Source organism: Erythrobacter sp. SN6-5 (assembly GCF_057364945.1).
The window spans coordinates 1,603,308-1,618,923 of the sequence record NZ_CP200282.1; the positions used below are offsets into that span (position 1 = coordinate 1,603,308).

The window sequence follows — 15,616 nt, forward strand, 5'->3', positions numbered from 1 at the left end:
GGTTTTCTCAAGTCAGTGGTATGATTCGGGGATTTGGAAAGTTTGAACGTGCATCCGTCATTGTTTCGCAAAGAAGTGATCGAGAGCAGCACTGACCGGCTGCATGGAGAGGTTGTGTTTTCGCAACCTCTGACCACGAAGGTTATGGCTGGTTCGCTCTTTGCGATCATCGCCATCGCGGCGATTTGGGTGAGTGTCGGAACCTATGCCCGCATTGAAACCGTTCCCGGTATTCTCAAAACAGATGCACCCAGCGCGAAGGTGATGGCGCGCCAAGCAGGGATAGTTTCTTCGCTTGCAGTTAGTGAAGGCCAGATTGTCCGAAAGGGCGACAAGCTTCTCGTTATCAATTCAGACCGGGAAACGGCAGAGGGTGGCAATGTCGCAGGGCGCAGCCTTGGTGCGCTTGATGCAAGGCGAGAGCTGACGGAAGCTCAAGTGGCTATGGCAAGCAGCCGAGCTGATGCGGAGCGCAGCCGGCTGGTAGCAGTGATTGCCTCCGCAGAGAGCCAGGCCCTAAGCATCACTGACCAGATCGCCCTCCAAGAACAGGTTGTCACATCCAACCAGCAGATCTTTGATCAAATATCGGAAGTGGTGGAACGCGGCTTCGTCAGCAAGATCGAGTATGAGCGGCGCAGACAGACTTTGCTCAGTTCCCAGCAGCAGCTCGCCAGTCTTCAGCAGCGACGCACTGCCAGTCTGTCAGAGGCGAGCCAAGCGCAAAGTCAGCTCGCCAGCGTAAGGATCGATGCAGCACAAGGCATATCGCGCCTGCAAGGCAATCTGCAGACCCTTTCCGGTGAACAGGCCCGGCTGCAGGGGGAGCAGAGCTATGTGATTACTGCGCCTATCGCTGGCCGGGTCACAGCACTAGCAACCGGTGAAGGCCGCCCAGCCAATCCCAATCGTCCGATGATGGTCATTGTGCCGGAAGGATCGAAGCTAACTGCAGAGCTTTACGCACCGACTAGGGCGATTGGCTTTGTCGAACCCGGAAAAGAAACGCGGCTGCTGTACGATGCATTTCCTTACCAGCGCTTTGGTAGCTTTGAGGGGCGGGTCGCTTCAATCTCCCGCATCGCGGTTGATCCGCGCGAGACAGAGATACCCTTCCCGTTCGAAGAACCGGTCTACCGTGTGAAGGTCGAACTCAGTGAGCAGACCGTCGAGGCTTTCGGAGAGCCGACACCGCTCCAAGCAGGAATGACCTTGCAAGCCAACGTCGTGCTGGAGCGGCAGAGCTTCCTTGCATGGATACTTCAGCCCCTTAACGCGGTGCTCAATCGCAACTCATGAACTCACCGCTTGATCTTGTTGAGTTTAGTGGGCGGCAGAAAACGCCTTACATCCCGCAAGGGGAAGCAAGTGAATGTGCGCTTGCTTGCCTTGCAATGGTTGCCGGTTACCACGGCTATCAAACTGATCTGATCACGCTGCGACAGCGTTATGGCATGTCCTTGAAGGGCGCGAACCTGAAGCAGGTGATGCAGGTCGCTGAAGACATTGGCTTCAATGCTCGCCCTTTGCGCGGAGAGATTGAGGACATGCCGCATCTCTCGATGCCGGCAATCCTGCATTGGAACCTCAATCACTTTGTCGTTCTCACCGCAGTGACCGGCGGTGTGCGTGGCAAACGCTACCACATCAATGATCCGGCTCGCGGCGCAATTGTGCTCACTGAAGAGGAAGTGTCGCGCCAGTGGACTGGGGTCGCGCTTGATCTACTGAGATCAGAGAGCTTCAAGCCTAAGATAGAGCGCAAACAGCTCAACATCACTCAGCTTTGGTCGAAGATGAGTGGGTTCTGGGGCACCATCCGTCAGGTCGTGCTGCTGTCGCTTGTGCTACAACTGGTGGTGCTGGCGACCCCGTTCTTCTTGCAGATATCAATCGATACGGTGTTCCCGGCATTCGATACCGATTTGCTGCTCATGCTCGCGCTTGGCTTCGGCGGACTGACTGTCATCAACTTCATGGCGAGCTGGCTGCGCTCGCTGATCCTGGTCACGCTTAGCAACTCTCTGTCCTATCAGGTGATCGTCAACCTGTTCCGTCACTTGGTGCGCCTGCCGCTCGACTATTTTGAGAAGCGTCATGTCGGTGACATCATCTCGCGCTTCGGTTCCACTCAACCGATCAGCCAGCTCATCAGTGAAGGCATGATTGCGGCGTTCATAGACGGATTGATGACGCTCCTGACGCTTGCACTGATGTTCGTTTACGCACCGACTCTCGCGTGGGTCGCTATCGGAGCGCTGGCCATCTATGTCGCTCTGCGCTTTGCATTTCTGCAGGCGCTCCGCCTTCGTAATCTCGACGTTATTACGACAGCTGCCAAGGAAGAGACCAACTTCATTGAGTCGGTGCGCGGGATCGCGGCGATCAAAGCCTTCGGCCAAGAGGGCAATCGTCAGCGGTTTTGGCAGAAGAGCAAGGCGGATGCGGTCAACGCTCAAATCAAGCTGGGCCGACTGTCCGCCGGATTTGATGCCCTTGGACAGTTTGTTATCGCCGTCGAGCGCGTGATCTTTGTCTATGTCGCGATCCAACTGGCGTTCGACTCGCTCCTTACAGTGGGGATGATTTTCGCGTTCCAAGCCTACAAGCAGCAGTTCCTTGATGCGGGCATGCGGCTGACTGAGCAGACGATCAATTTCCAGATCGTCAAGGTTCATCTCACGCGCATCGCCGATATTGCGTTGGCCAAAACCGAGGACTCTCAGGACGACAAGAGCAGCGATGAGCCTGACTTCGTTAAGCCGCTGATCCTTGATCGGGTGTACCATCGCTACGGCACCAATGAACCAATGGTGCTACAGGGTGCTAGCCTTCAGATAGAGCCGGGTTCATTCCTTGCCATCACCGGGCCATCGGGCGGCGGGAAGACGACCTTCGCCAAAATCCTCATGGGCCTGCTTGAGCCAACGCAGGGATCAGTCAGGCTAGGCGACCGTCCTATCAGCTCGCTTAAGAAAAGCCATTATCGCCGTGCCATCGGATCAGTTGCTCAAGGCGATATGCTCTATGCAGGATCGCTAGCTGAAAACATCGCGTTCTTCGATCCGCAAATCGACATGGAGCGAGTACGCGAAGTAGCCAAGCAGGCCCATATTCACGCTGAAATCGAGGCGATGCCGATGGGTTATGAAACACTCGTTGGTGATATGGGGTCAGTGCTCTCGGGTGGTCAGCTCCAGCGTGTATTACTTGCCCGTGCCCTCTACCCTGATCCCAAGGTCCTTATTCTTGACGAAGGCACTGCCAATCTTGATGCTGGAAACGAGGAAAAAATCCTCGCAACGCTCGAGAGCTTAAACATCACTCGTGTTGCGATTGCTCATAGGCCCGCGACGCTCAAAGCAGCACATCAGACAATCGCGATTGAGGCTGGGAAACTCCGACAAATCGATGTGCCGGGTGCACGCGAGATATCAAGGCCAAGTGAGGTGAGAACCGTGAGCTCCACGCTCACCGTCCCATCGGGGCAACCTCTCTTTGGTACCAACATCAATTCTAGTTCTGAAAAACAAACCAATACGGTATAACCGGAGGTTTTCTGCGCCGCCGCCGGTTGAAGACAATTGGTGCAGGACAATGCAACATGGAGAAAAAAGTTGCTTCATCCAAGCGTAGTAGAAAAGAACGGCTTTCGGGCGCTGGACAGCGAAGAGCTGGACCTGGTGAGTGGTGGTACAGATGATTTTATCGTTGTAGAGCGTAATCGTCTAACTGTCCCAACGGCACCAACATACGTGAACTTTGGCCCTGGCGGCGGCGGTGGCCAAGGCGGCTACGCCGGTGAAGGAGACTTTATTGAACCTGCGGGTGAGGAAGTTGCTCCTGGTGTGTTCGACACAGATGGTGACGGAGAGGGAGATGTGATCGTTGTTACGCCAAACTCGACCCAAGATGCTATTAATAACTTTAACATACCACTGATCGATTTTAACCTCGCCAACTTTATCTCCTTTGGAGGTTTCTCTCTAGAACCAGAACTAACGGATCCAATCACCGATGAACTCACCCTCAGAGCAGTTGAGGGGCAGGGCAATCTGGGCATGGGTCAAATGCAAGCAGCTGGTGGAGGCGCAGACGTGATTGACGTTTTTGCCGATACATTGAATGGTTTATTGTTTGGAGATCCAGGTAATCCAGTAATGCGAGTGGAGCTTCCACAACCTAAGTAAGTTATCGCAACTTGAGCGCACGGTTATCTAGCCGTGCGCTCAAACTGCGCATTGGGATCATTACAATGGAAAAAATGCTCGTAGTATTTATTGTACTTTTTTGTAACTCATGCACGGAAACACCTGTAGTGAGAGCCTCAGGGGATACAGTGGGTCTTGTCAGACTAACTGTACCTATTGCGGAATGAGGCGGCGAGGGTAGGGCGGTTTGATGCCCAGACGCCGCAAACCAGACAGCCCATTCAAACGCTTTAACTCATCACCCGGGTACTGTCAGAGCAAATGCACCGGTTAGCGGAACGCGCCTGATCGGGTAGGGCGGTGCGATGCCGAGGCCTCGCAAACCAATCAGCCCCTTCCGCTATTTCAACTCATCGCCCGAGATCATCCGATTGGTCGTGATGATGTACGTCCGGTTCCCACTTTCGCTGCGGAACGTTGAGGACCTGCTTGCAGAGCGAGGGATCGACATTTGCCACGAGACGGTTCGGCTGTGGTGGAACCGATTTGGGCCGTTGTTCGCTGCCGATGTGCAGCGCCAGCGGGTGAGTAGAATGCGCGTTCAGGCAGTGGAAGTGGCACCTCGACGAGGTCTATGTGAAGATCAACGGAGAGCTGCACTACCTGTGGCGCGCGGTCGATCAGGAGGGTGAGATCCTCGAGAGCTACGTGACGAAGACGCGTGACAAGAAGGCAGCGCTGCGGTTCATGAAGAAGGCGCTCAAGCGCCACGGTTCGCCGGCTGAGATCACCACCGACGGTCTCACCTCGTACAAAGCTGAGATGCGAGAGCTTAGTAACACCGGCAAACAGGAGGTGGGGCGCTGGGCGAACAACCGGGCCGAAAACAGCCATCTTCCGTTCCGACGAAGAGAGCGGGCGATGCTGCGTTTCCGAAGAATGAAATCGCTACAGAAGTTCGCTTCCGTCCATGCCAACGTCCACAACCACTTCAACTCCCAACGTCACCTAGTCGATCGCGAAACTTACAAGACCTCCCGCTCAGCTGCCTTGGCTGAGTGGCAAAACCTTTTGGCCTGAATTGCGGCTGGGTAAGGGATAGCTGCGCTGGTCGGAGACGAGTTGCGATTAGACTGACAGCACCGCCATTTCTCTATGAGTGTCCAAGAGATACAAAGCACCCATTCCGCATTCGACGCAATTTTCGGATCCTCAACCGTACCCTTGGCAACGAGCAAAGAAGGGCATTTCAAAAGTCATCTACAGGGTTCCCGATAGTAATGACGCCATCGCCCGCGCGGACGGGTGGTCCTCGGAGGCCATAAAGAGCATATCCGTCTATGGGTGAATGTAGGCGTTCGACTTCGCGCCCTGAATAGTCGCGGATCGTGCCGATCAGATCGCCTTCAAAGAAATAGCGACGTTCCGGGTCGGCCGGATAGAAGAGACCAGAATGTGACGCGCTAACACCGGTCGTGCTCTCAAACAATCGCAACACCGGCGGCACGTTTTGGCGCGGCTTGTTCCAGATGCCCAAGGTCCCGAGTGCATTCTCAACCCCGGTCACAATCGCCTCAATATGCTCTTCTTTACGGCTGCCATTCTGTCCGATCTCCACCAGGATTGTTGGAATGCCGGTGGCGACGCCCTGACGGTTAAGCGTGCGGCGTGTGTCGACTTGCTCCTGCGTGTTCATTTTGTAGCGCACGACATTTGGAAAGCCAAAGCCACGCGCCACTTCCAGCGCTTGCTCGAAATCGGTCGATAGAGGACCTCCATAGACACCGATGAACGCCTCCAGGAATTCTGCGCCGTCACCGCTGTGTATGTCCATTAGGAAGTCGGCGCGCGCGACGACCTCGCGCGACAACATATCCGCGATCCGTTCGGTTGAACTGCCTTGTGCGCTGCCGGGAAAGGAGCGGTTGAGGTTTTTTCGGTCGATCGGGTTCACATAGGGTGATCGCGCTTCAAAAGCGGGGATATTGGCGATGCGAACGATGACCAGCGTGCCGGAGAGGTCTTTGGGATCAATTCGATCGGCCAAGCGGTCCGCCGCAAGGATCGGCGCAAACTCGTATCCATGCACACCGGAAACTGCCGCGAGTACAGGCCCGTCTTCGTTGCCATGAATGACCGTGATGGGGATGAAAGTTGCTGGCTCATCCTCCGCAGCACCGATTGCCAATCGCAGGTCCACCCGCGATCCTGGCTGGACTTCTTCTTGCCCAATCATAAATGGAGCCGCCGGAGCAGCCAATGCGACCGATGCATAAAGCGCTAAACCAGCGGCAGCGACCAATCGAAAGACAAAACCAATCATGGTGACCCGTTACGACGCAGGAGTATAACTGGGCAAGTCATCCAGTAGCTCGCTATCATACGGCTCCTCAGGAAACATCAACGGATAGTAGAATGCCCGCAGATCAGCGTGGTAATCGCGAACGCGGTCTTCATATGCGATCATGGAGCGGGCATCGGTCTCGGCCAGCTGCTCAAAAGCGCGCTCGACCATCGACGTTGGGGACAATAGCGAAGCGGTCCCGGCCTGCCGGTCCCGCGCAAGGCGCGCATCGCGGTATTCCTTTACGAGCGGTTCTGTCACTTGGTCGCCGACTTGTTGAAAGGCGTAGTACCACTTCCATTCAAAGCCTTCTTCGATCTCGGTGTGATCAGCGAGTTCTGGGTGCCGCTCAACGAAGGGCTCCATCGTTGCTTTCTTGGGCAAATCCCACGCATCATTCACCGTCTCGCGCTGTAGCAGCAGGATTTCGCCGCCGTCGGGCACAGGGTTGCCCGCTTCGATGGCCGCCTTTGAAACAGCAGGAATAACGATCGCGAGTGCAAGCCACAGGCCGATCAGTGACGTCAGAAGGATGGATGGCGACGCGTCTACGCGGCTAACCAGATCAACAATCAGCCACCAGATCAGCAGCGAGCCGACCACTATGGCCGTCGCCTGCAGAGCAAGCCCCATTGCAGCCCCTTCGATCAAGGTTCCTATCCAGAGGGGTATGAGCAGCAGCAATGCCAGCGCAGCGACACGCACCAGCGCGCGCGGCAGCCAAAGCGATCGCGGTGATCCGGCTGTCGCCACCAGCAGGTCGTGGCGACGCATGGTTCGCTCCGATGCGCGCAGGTCATAGAGCAGTAGGATCAGCAGCAGCGGCGCAACCGATGCCGCAAGGAAAGCGAAATCGAACCGTCCGACGAGTCCAAAATCCGCATTGCGTGTATCGGCCTCATGGATTTGCCCTTCCAATGCGAGCATGCGCACGCGGTGCTTCCACGGGCTGCTATCGCGCTGCCCCATCGCTGCAAATGCAAAGTCAGATGGTGGCGCATAGGTCAGGTGGAACGCGTAATAGGCGGCGCTGCCCCAATCTTCTTGCCCTTCGAGTGCATTTGCGCGGTCGGCCGCGTCCTCTTCGAGCAGGGCCGCGATGGTTTCACGTTGTTCACGAACCTCTGCGACGCCGAAAGACACCGCCACGACCGAGAGGAGGAAAGCGAGAAACAGCCAGAAAATTGCGCCGCGATCCTTTGCGAGGAAGCGGGTTTCGCGGATGAGATTTCTAACCATCAGAGCCTCACTCGGCGTGCTGCACCATACACGATCCCGCCAGCAGCGGTGAGCCAGGCGAGCAGTATGACAAACGATAGCAATGCCCGTTCCAGGCGCGCGTCTGCGCCGTCCGGCTCAAAACGGAACTCGTCGAGTACCTGCCATGCACCGGCATTAACGCGCGCCCGGCGGGAAGCCTCAGCGTCAGCGTTGCGGTTTATGTCTGCCGCATAATCGAGCTCTGTCGCGTGCTTTTCATTGAGCGCCTGAACAAAGCCAAATCGCAGCGCCTCGCTTTCGCGCAGAAACCGGTGGTGGGTGGCGAGATCAGTTCCAGCCAGTGTGCGCGAAGCCGAGCTGATCGCAATGGTCGGCGACGCTAGCCCGAACAGTCCGAAGATGCGCGACTGGCTCGCCTCTAGCCCCATGCGCTCCTCAGCGTAGGAATTGAGCAGATCGGTCAGTTCAGCTTCCGAATAGGAGGCGACGACACCGCGCCAATTAATCGGCAGTTCCTCAATGGTCTCCACTTCATATTGCTCCAGCACTTCGGCCTGAAGCTGCATGAAGGCAGGGTCTGCGGCATTGTGCCCGTCACCCAGCTTTCGCTGCTCGGCGAGCATCACGAGGTCACTCTCGATCTTGCCGGGAGCATCGATAGCAGCGCTGCTGGCGTTGATTGCGAAGCGCGGCACGATGAGCGCAGCAAACAGCCACACAAAAATCAGAGCGCCAAGCGAAACCGAGCGCTGTTTGAGCAGGATTGAGGCGGCAAGGACAATCGCGCCCCAAATGCAGAGGTAGACGAAGTATCCAGCGACCATTGAGCCTGCCGCGAGCGCGCTTTCGCCGAAGCTGATCGAATAGACAGCCACAAAAACCAACGGGACCATGAATATGGCGATCACGGCAAGCAAAGCTGCGGCCTTACCCAACGCAAGCTTCGTACCTGATTGCCCCTGAGCGAGCATGACCGCCAGCGTCCCGCTCTCCCGCTCGCGCAGGAACATGGCGTGCCCCAAGACAATCAGCAGCAAAGGTAGGAGCAGTTGATACAGGCTTGCCGGGGTCAGTGCAGCAAACCCGCCCATATCGGCCGCCGCCTTGGTGTCGGCGAACATGGCGGTGTTCTGGCGGTGTCCTTCGAGGAAGATTGATTGACCTGTTACCGCATCCACGCCCGGCTCGAACACCGCGAGTGGGGGCGGCGGACGGAATGCATAGTGGCCGTAGTGGACCATGCGGTGCGGATGGCGGTCCGGTTGCGCGAAGAATGTTTGCTCCGCTGCGATCTGTTGCTGGATGCGCTGAGACTGCTCATCGGCGATGCGACCTGCCGTTAACATGCTGGTGGCAGCAATCAACACCGCGACAATCAGCGCGGCAGCGACCACAACCCGTGAACGCAGCCATAGCCGCCATTCCTCGCGCGCTATGCGCGTGACCGTGCTCATACCGCTTGCCTCTCTGCGAATGCAGCATGCACCGTTTCTGTATCGATCCGCTTGCCGTTCTCTGCCGCGAAGCTGCCGACCAGCTTGCCGTGGCGGAGCAAACCAACCCTATCGGCAACCTGGCAGGCCCCATAAACATCGTGGGTCACCATCAGGACGGTCTGCCCGCCCTCGGCCAGTGTCTTCACCAGATCGTGAAATTCATCGATCGCGACAGGGTCGAGGCCAGACGTCGGCTCATCAAGGAGCAGGATCGGGGTCTCACGAAGCAAGGCGAGGGCGATGGCGGTCTTTTGGCGCATCCCCTTGGAATAGGATTGCAACCGGCGGGTGCGAGCCTCTTGCGGTAGAGCCACGCGATCAAGCGCTGCGTCGATCTCATCCTTACTCGCCGACTTCCCCGCAAGATCAAGGAAGTAGTCGAGATTTTCGTAGGCTGTCATATGTCCATAGAGCGACGCGGCCTCGGGGAGGTATGCGATCGCATTCCGGGCGGCGGCAATGTCACTTGTCACGCTTGTGCCATTCACCAACACTTCGCCGCCGGACGGGTCAAGAAAGCCGAGGAAAGTGAGCAATGTGCTGGATTTGCTCGAGCACCATTGCCGCCGAGCAGAGCGAAAATTTCGCCTTGCTCGGCTGTGAAAGAGACACCGTCGAGCACGGTGTTCCCCTCACGCACCAAGACCAGTGAACGGGCTTCAAGCGGAGATGTCATGGTCAACCTTACCTGTGCTTAGAACGAGAACCGTGCCGAAACGCGCGCCGTAGTAGGGGCGCCAGGCTGTACCCACACATCGGCGAATGAATTGGTGAAATAGGTTTCATTAAACAGGTTTTCGATGTCCCCGCGAATAATGAAGCCATCGGCAACCTCGACTTCTCCGAACAGGCCGAAGATCGTGTAGTCAGGCAGGAAGAAATCGAAGCCGGTGAAGCCAAGGCGTTCGCCCACATGCAGCATCCGGCCGCCGATCGTGACTGGCACGTCCGAAACGTCAAAGTCTTGGCTCATCAGAATGCTGAGCTGGTGATCAGGGAGTTGATCAGCGGGTCCCCAGCCTCAATCAATGCGCCAAAATCGGCGTCGGGCTGCGACGTCTGGAAATCGGCGTCGGTGTAGGCATAGGACAGGAAGAGATTGAAACCGCTGTCAAAGGCGAGATTGGCATCGAATTCGATGCCTCTGCTGCGTGCTTCACCGGCGTCGATGGAAAAGAAGCCCGCTGCGGTCGCCGCCGGACTGTCATCATTCACCAAGATATTGCTCTGATCGACTTGGAATGCAGTCAACGTGACAATTCCTTGGATGTTATCGAGATAGGTGCCGAGCTCGGCCTTCACGCCGAATTCGAACGATTCGGTGATGTTCGGCGCGAACTGATTGCCTTCAAAGTTCGAGCCGGTCTGTTGGCGGAAACCCTCACCGTAAGACGCGTAGATGCTGAACCCGTCGTCGACTTGATAGACCGCGCCAACTTGCGGAGAAAAGCGATCATCATTGGTCGTGATTGTGGTTGCTGGTGTCGCCCGCAGATTGGTCAGGTCCTGCTCAAAATCATCGAAGCGCCCACCGATACGGATCTGGAAGCGATCGGTAATCTCAATCTGATCCTGGATGTAGAAACCAAAGCCTTTGAGCACTTCCTCTCGGTCCGTGTTCGGTCCCGGCATGGGCGTCGGAAACTGGCCAAAGACCGGGTTAAAGGCATCAAGTAGCAGGAATTCTGCCGGATCAAGATCGCTGATTGGTCTTCCACCGATGCTGCCAGACCGGAAACGCAGGATAAACAGGCTGTTCTCGAAGCGGTCATAATCCGCACCAACGATAAGGTTGTGGCGGAGCGAGCCGGTGTCGAATTGACCGGCCAGCTCCGCCCGCGCGACGAAGTATTCGGAGTCGAAATCACGGAATCGGAAGAAACGCGAAATCGTCTGCCCATCGATGAAAAAGGTTTGACGGCCACCGAAATTGTTTTCAGAGGCATTCCCGGTGAGCGAGGTGTCGCGATAGCCAATACCTGCCAGCAAGCTCCAATTGTCCGAGAAATCGTGTTGCAATTCAAGCTGATGGCCGAGGACTTCGGTCTCAATCGGACCGTCACCGGGTTCGCCTGTGAAGGTGCGGCGCGGGCTAAAACCGAACTCATCTGAGAAAACGACGCCTCGATCAAATGGAATGTCCTGCGCGGTGTATTCCAGTTCGTATGTCAGCGCGGTGCTCTCGCCCAGACGTGCTGTGACCGACGGATAGATGCCAAAGCGTTCGGTCTCCACTGTCTCGCGGAAACTGCCCGCATCCTCGTAAAAGCCCGCAACACGGACGCCGACATTGTCACCCAATGTCGTTTGCAGATCGATATCGCCGCGATAGAAATCGAACGAGGCGCCTTGGAACTGCACGTATCCAGACGTCTCAAACTGTGGGCGCTTGGTGATCAGATTGACCGTGCCCCCCGGTTCGCCGCGGCCATACAGTGCAGAGCGTGGCCCCTTGAGGACTTCAACCGCTTCGATACCGGCAAGATCACGCGGACCACCAAATCCGCGTCCGGCATTAAAGCCATTGACCAGGAAGCCGCTCGGCAGATTGATGTCACCCTGGAAGCCGCGAACAGAGAACGAATTCCACAGCCCGCCGAAATTGTTTTGACGCGCGACTGAGGCCGATAGATCGAGTGCCTGGCTTAGGTCGAGCGCGTTGGCATCCCTCAGCAGATCTTCATCAATGATCTGGTCCGCATTTGGCGTTTCCAGCGGCTCAAAATCGCCGCGATACGCCCGGCGATCGGTGACGATGATCTCGCTGCCTTCCGCCTCGGCACCTTCTGACGTCTCAAAGTCCTGAGCAATCGCCGGAGCACTGGCCACGCCAAGGATGATGAACGAGCAGGAGGTAAGAAGTCGATTGATACGCATGAGAAAATCCATTCAGAATTGAACTAGTGATTTCGGGAAAGTCGATAGAGGTGCGCGCCAGCCAAAAGCGTGGCGCCGGAAACTGTTGGAGCGGTTTCACCTAGGCCCAAAGATTCTGAGACAAGCGCAAGCAGCAGCAAGCCAATCCCGATAGATGCTGGGATCATGAAGGACGGCGCGCGCGCATCGTGCGCGATTAAGGCAATTGTGATCGCTGCAAGGATTGAGAGCGACACAAACAACCAATGGACCCACTCTGCGTCCGCCAGCAAGCCAAGCATTGGCAGGCTGATTGCGGCCACGGGTAGGAGGGCGCAATGCACTAGACAGACCAAGCTAAAGCCTATCGCCGCCCGGTCGATCCTTGCTGTGCTGTCCATGTCAATTGCCCTCTGTGGGATTGAGGACTAAAAGGAGGCGCTTCTCGCCCGTTCCGGCGATCGGTGGCGAGCGGTGAATGGCTGCGTTGGTCGTTGCGAGCTTGCCCTTGAAGATGCCAACATCGCCCGCCGACATGGAGTTGATACGGACGGGCTCCGCTGCGTTCTTGACCCGGTCAGAATCTGCAGAGTTCAACCATTGAGTGCCAGAGCCAACATAGGTCGTGATCAGGCGTGCTTTGACATAGTCAGCATGCCATTTGCGGCAGGAATTGGTGGTTACAACCTCAAGCCTCACCTCGAGGTCACTGAGGTTAAGGACGCTGCAATAGTGGCCTGCCAATATCACAATGTCGGCAATCAATTCATCTCGCTCAATCTGATTTACATATCCGGCGTCGCTCAAGGCTTGTTCGAGGCGGTCGCGTAAATGCGACAAGGATGCTTCGAAACGCACATCGTCCAATTCATCCGACAACAGGTTTGCTAAGCTGCTTGAGGTTTCGCGTTCCCAGATCGCCAGATTGCACTCGGGGTCACGCACCGCGCTAAAAACGTCGCAGGAGGCAGAAACCGCCGCGCAGGATTCCAATATTTCGGACAATTTGGAGACTAGCTCTTATGCAGAATGTTACAACGTATCATTTCAGTTAACCCAGAGAATTGTTCCTTGCAAATGGTTTCTTGGCAGGATTGTCCTTTTGTCATCGCGAAGGGCGATCTCTCCGGGTGAGAGCGCACTTGAAGTCAGCCAATCTGACCGGCCCAATCGCATTGTATTTCTCTGGGCATGCCTCTGGTCTCGCCCCTCACAGTTAAACAAATGAACTGGTGGTGTTGGCCGCGCCTACACTCCATCACTTGCTAATGCAAGTGATTCGCATTTGCGGTCCTGAAAGAGGGGGTGGTGCAAACGAATGGCGGTCAGGGTATCGATAATTGATGGAGCTATTTATGCTTGATGGTGGGGCAGCGGGCAACGTGGCGACGGACAATCCGTTGCGTGCAGACTGGCATTTAAGTTAGGTTTGAACTTAAGCCTGTCGGTGCTGGTCATCGATCGGGCTTGGTCGTTAGATTGAAACTGGACTAGCCTATTCGTCTCACTGCAGATGTCCAACGCCACACACTCTCGCGATATCTTTGTTGTCACCCCTGCCCATCATCAGAAAGCAAATTGCTCTTGATGCATATTTGTTTCGTTGACGCCGAGCTCGCGAAGTGCGTCCTTGCTCCAGTCCATCAAGGGATCCGGCCCGCACAGAAATACCTCTGTATCGGTTAAGCCCTTGATTGCTTCTAAGTCAGAGAGTTGAACACGCCTTTGTTCAATGTTCAATGCAGCGCCCGGGAAGTCCTGGATTAGGGTATCCAGCGCAGTTTCATCCTCGGACGAGGCATGGTCCGCGCTTTGGAAAGCGAGGATGCGAAGGTTGAGGCTTTCTGGCACTGCGCTGCTGGTCACCAGAAAATGCCTCAAGACGTTGATGTCATCGCCGCGGCCGGAGAACACCAAAACGATTTCGGAAGACAGCTGATCAGGGAGCACTTTTGCGATCTTCGTTATGCCTTCCCACATAGCCATGAACGGGGTTATACCAACACCGCCTGCGACCCAGAGCATCTTCGCCGGAATAGTCGGAGGGCCTCCTGCTGCATCTGGAGTAAGGCAACTAAACCCCACGCCAGCGCCTTTAAAGTCCACCTGCATTGGTTGCTCGATCTGTTGGGCCACGTACTCGTGTAAGAAGTTGGACATGAGGCCGCCGCGTTTGCGTTTGACCGTGACGCTGACCTGATTGGCCCGCCGGAACAGGTTTTTCTCTGCATCAAACTCTGGCGCGCTTGAGAGGGTCCAGGTGCGAACAAAGTCTTCATTCACCAATTGGGGATTGGCCTCATTCATATGGCTATACCCAGAATCCAGCATACCCGAGAAATCGAAGATGCCGAATCCGCCCGGCATGGGCGCCTCAATCGTTTCCGACAATTCAAAGGTGAATGTGCGAATAGTAGCGGAGATCTGCTCGGTTGAGACGAGCGTTGCTCCTATCGGGTTAGACGTTTCGAGCGCGTCAACCGCATGCCCCATCGCGTCCAATTCAGACCGAAGATATCGTACTGGCGGGTTGTAAGGAGAATACTGTTCTTCTGACACTAGTCGCAAGTTGAGCGCGCCTTTTACAAAGACCGCCCCGGTCACTTGGATGCGGGTCAGGAGGCCAACCCTCGGCATGATTGCTTCTGCTTCTGTATCGTACAGATTCTCAGCATCTCCGGTGATATAGAGAACATCGCCCGTGGTGAAATCCGGGAACGCCAACCCGACCTGTTTGTCAGTTTCGATATTGCCCAATGACTGATAAAAACGGTTTCCAGAGTGGTCTGGTAGGATCAGATAGGTGGTGACGCCGTCACCGCTCGTTTCTTCATACATCCGCACAAAACCTGGCGCCCCGCCGCGGTGATTGAGGCCCATATCGCCTTGGTCCAGGGACGGATCCTCATCGTTCTCACTGTGTTTTGTCGCCAGAAACACGGTGCTTGCCCGAGCAATCAGGTCTTTTGAAGCCTGTAGCAAAACCGCTGTGAGCGCATCAAAGCTATCGAGGGCCAGCTCAGCCTCCCAGCTTTCATGCACCAGCGAGCGAACCGTGATATATTTGGGGCAATTGCCCAGATGCTGATCGGAGGTCAGTCGCAGGCTAACTTTGCCGATAGTGCTGAGTGAAATGGGCTCGATGAGTCCTGCCAGTTTGTTGCGGCGACGATTGGAGAAATCGACCCCGACTCCAGCAAAAAGACGGCGATCATCGTCGGTAGGTTTATGGTTTGGTCCGAGCGCTCGAACGAACGGATCATAAGGGTTTACCTCGGCGATAATATCGGTCCGGTCGGGGCCAGATGTTGTGATGCCAATTGAAGGATCACTATCGGACATGGTGACCAGAACACTCACCCACGGCCGCCCCCGCTTATCCAGCGTCGCCAATGGCAGGTAAGGCAGTCCAGCAAAGAACTCCGCGTGCTGTTGCGGCATATCCCTTTCGATATAATCTGGCACCGAGAGTACAATGTTGCTCGGTGTGCCACGGCGCTTTTGAACCAGCGCCTCGCCATTATGCCATGGATGCCCTGCGGTCATTT

The 15,616-nt window shown here is 56.0% G+C and carries 12 protein-coding genes and 1 pseudogene; 4 read left to right on the top strand and 9 right to left on the bottom strand.

All coding sequences use genetic code 11. The annotated features are described in order from the left end of the window. The first annotated feature begins 33 nt into the window (after positions 1–33). The 4 genes and pseudogenes from AC0V6Z_RS08025 (at position 34) to AC0V6Z_RS08040 (ending at position 5,231) form a co-directional block, all read left to right on the top strand. Positions 34–1,299: an HlyD family secretion protein gene (locus tag AC0V6Z_RS08025; protein ID WP_472640798.1), complete on the top strand. Its 1,266-nt coding sequence runs from the start codon at positions 34–36 to the stop codon at positions 1,297–1,299. Continuing rightward, positions 1,296–3,548, top strand: a complete 2,253-nt coding sequence (locus tag AC0V6Z_RS08030) for a peptidase domain-containing ABC transporter (protein ID WP_472640799.1) — start codon at positions 1,296–1,298, stop codon at positions 3,546–3,548. Before AC0V6Z_RS08025 ends, AC0V6Z_RS08030 begins: the two co-directional genes overlap by 4 nt. A gap of 39 nt (positions 3,549–3,587) precedes the next feature. Then, positions 3,588–4,190 carry a hypothetical protein gene (locus AC0V6Z_RS08035; protein WP_472640800.1) on the top strand — a complete coding sequence of 201 codons (603 nt, stop codon included), beginning with the start codon at positions 3,588–3,590 and terminating at the stop codon, positions 4,188–4,190. A gap of 326 nt (positions 4,191–4,516) precedes the next feature. Further along, a pseudogene (locus tag AC0V6Z_RS08040) lies at positions 4,517–5,231 on the top strand (IS6 family transposase). Between the two features lie 169 nt (positions 5,232–5,400). Here the strand turns inward: AC0V6Z_RS08040 and AC0V6Z_RS08045 are convergent. From AC0V6Z_RS08045 to AC0V6Z_RS08085, 9 genes are all read right to left on the bottom strand, one after another. After that, on the bottom strand, positions 5,401–6,474 hold the full coding sequence (locus AC0V6Z_RS08045) for a M14 family metallopeptidase (protein ID WP_472640801.1): 1,074 nt from the start codon (positions 6,472–6,474) through the stop codon (positions 5,401–5,403). Positions 6,475–6,483: 9 nt separating this feature from the next. Continuing rightward, complete coding sequence (locus AC0V6Z_RS08050) at positions 6,484–7,734, bottom strand: DUF3526 domain-containing protein (RefSeq protein ID WP_472638012.1); 1,251 nt, start codon at positions 7,732–7,734, stop codon at positions 6,484–6,486. Continuing rightward, positions 7,734–9,170 (bottom strand): DUF3526 domain-containing protein, encoded by a 1,437-nt coding sequence (locus tag AC0V6Z_RS08055; protein WP_472638013.1) that lies wholly within the window; start codon positions 9,168–9,170, stop codon positions 7,734–7,736. Before AC0V6Z_RS08055 ends, AC0V6Z_RS08050 begins: the two co-directional genes overlap by 1 nt. Next, on the bottom strand, positions 9,167–9,748 hold the full coding sequence (locus AC0V6Z_RS08060) for an ABC transporter ATP-binding protein (RefSeq protein WP_472638014.1): 582 nt from the start codon (positions 9,746–9,748) through the stop codon (positions 9,167–9,169). Before AC0V6Z_RS08060 ends, AC0V6Z_RS08055 begins: the two co-directional genes overlap by 4 nt. Before the next feature lie 158 nt (positions 9,749–9,906). Further along, entirely contained in the window at positions 9,907–10,185 is a 279-nt protein-coding gene (locus tag AC0V6Z_RS08065; RefSeq protein ID WP_472638015.1) for a hypothetical protein, read from the bottom strand. Continuing rightward, positions 10,185–12,089, bottom strand: coding sequence for a TonB-dependent siderophore receptor (locus tag AC0V6Z_RS08070; RefSeq protein ID WP_472638016.1), 1,905 nt, complete (start codon positions 12,087–12,089; stop codon positions 10,185–10,187). Before AC0V6Z_RS08070 ends, AC0V6Z_RS08065 begins: the two co-directional genes overlap by 1 nt. 23 nt (positions 12,090–12,112) lie before the next feature. Further along, entirely contained in the window at positions 12,113–12,469 is a 357-nt protein-coding gene (locus AC0V6Z_RS08075) for a MerC domain-containing protein (RefSeq protein ID WP_472638017.1), read from the bottom strand. A gap of 1 nt (position 12,470) precedes the next feature. Next, positions 12,471–13,073, bottom strand: coding sequence for a DUF1826 domain-containing protein (locus tag AC0V6Z_RS08080; RefSeq protein ID WP_472638018.1), 603 nt, complete (start codon positions 13,071–13,073; stop codon positions 12,471–12,473). A gap of 561 nt (positions 13,074–13,634) precedes the next feature. Then, positions 13,635–15,614 carry a hypothetical protein gene (locus AC0V6Z_RS08085; RefSeq protein WP_472638019.1) on the bottom strand — a complete coding sequence of 660 codons (1,980 nt, stop codon included), beginning with the start codon at positions 15,612–15,614 and terminating at the stop codon, positions 13,635–13,637. Positions 15,615–15,616 lie beyond the last annotated feature (2 nt).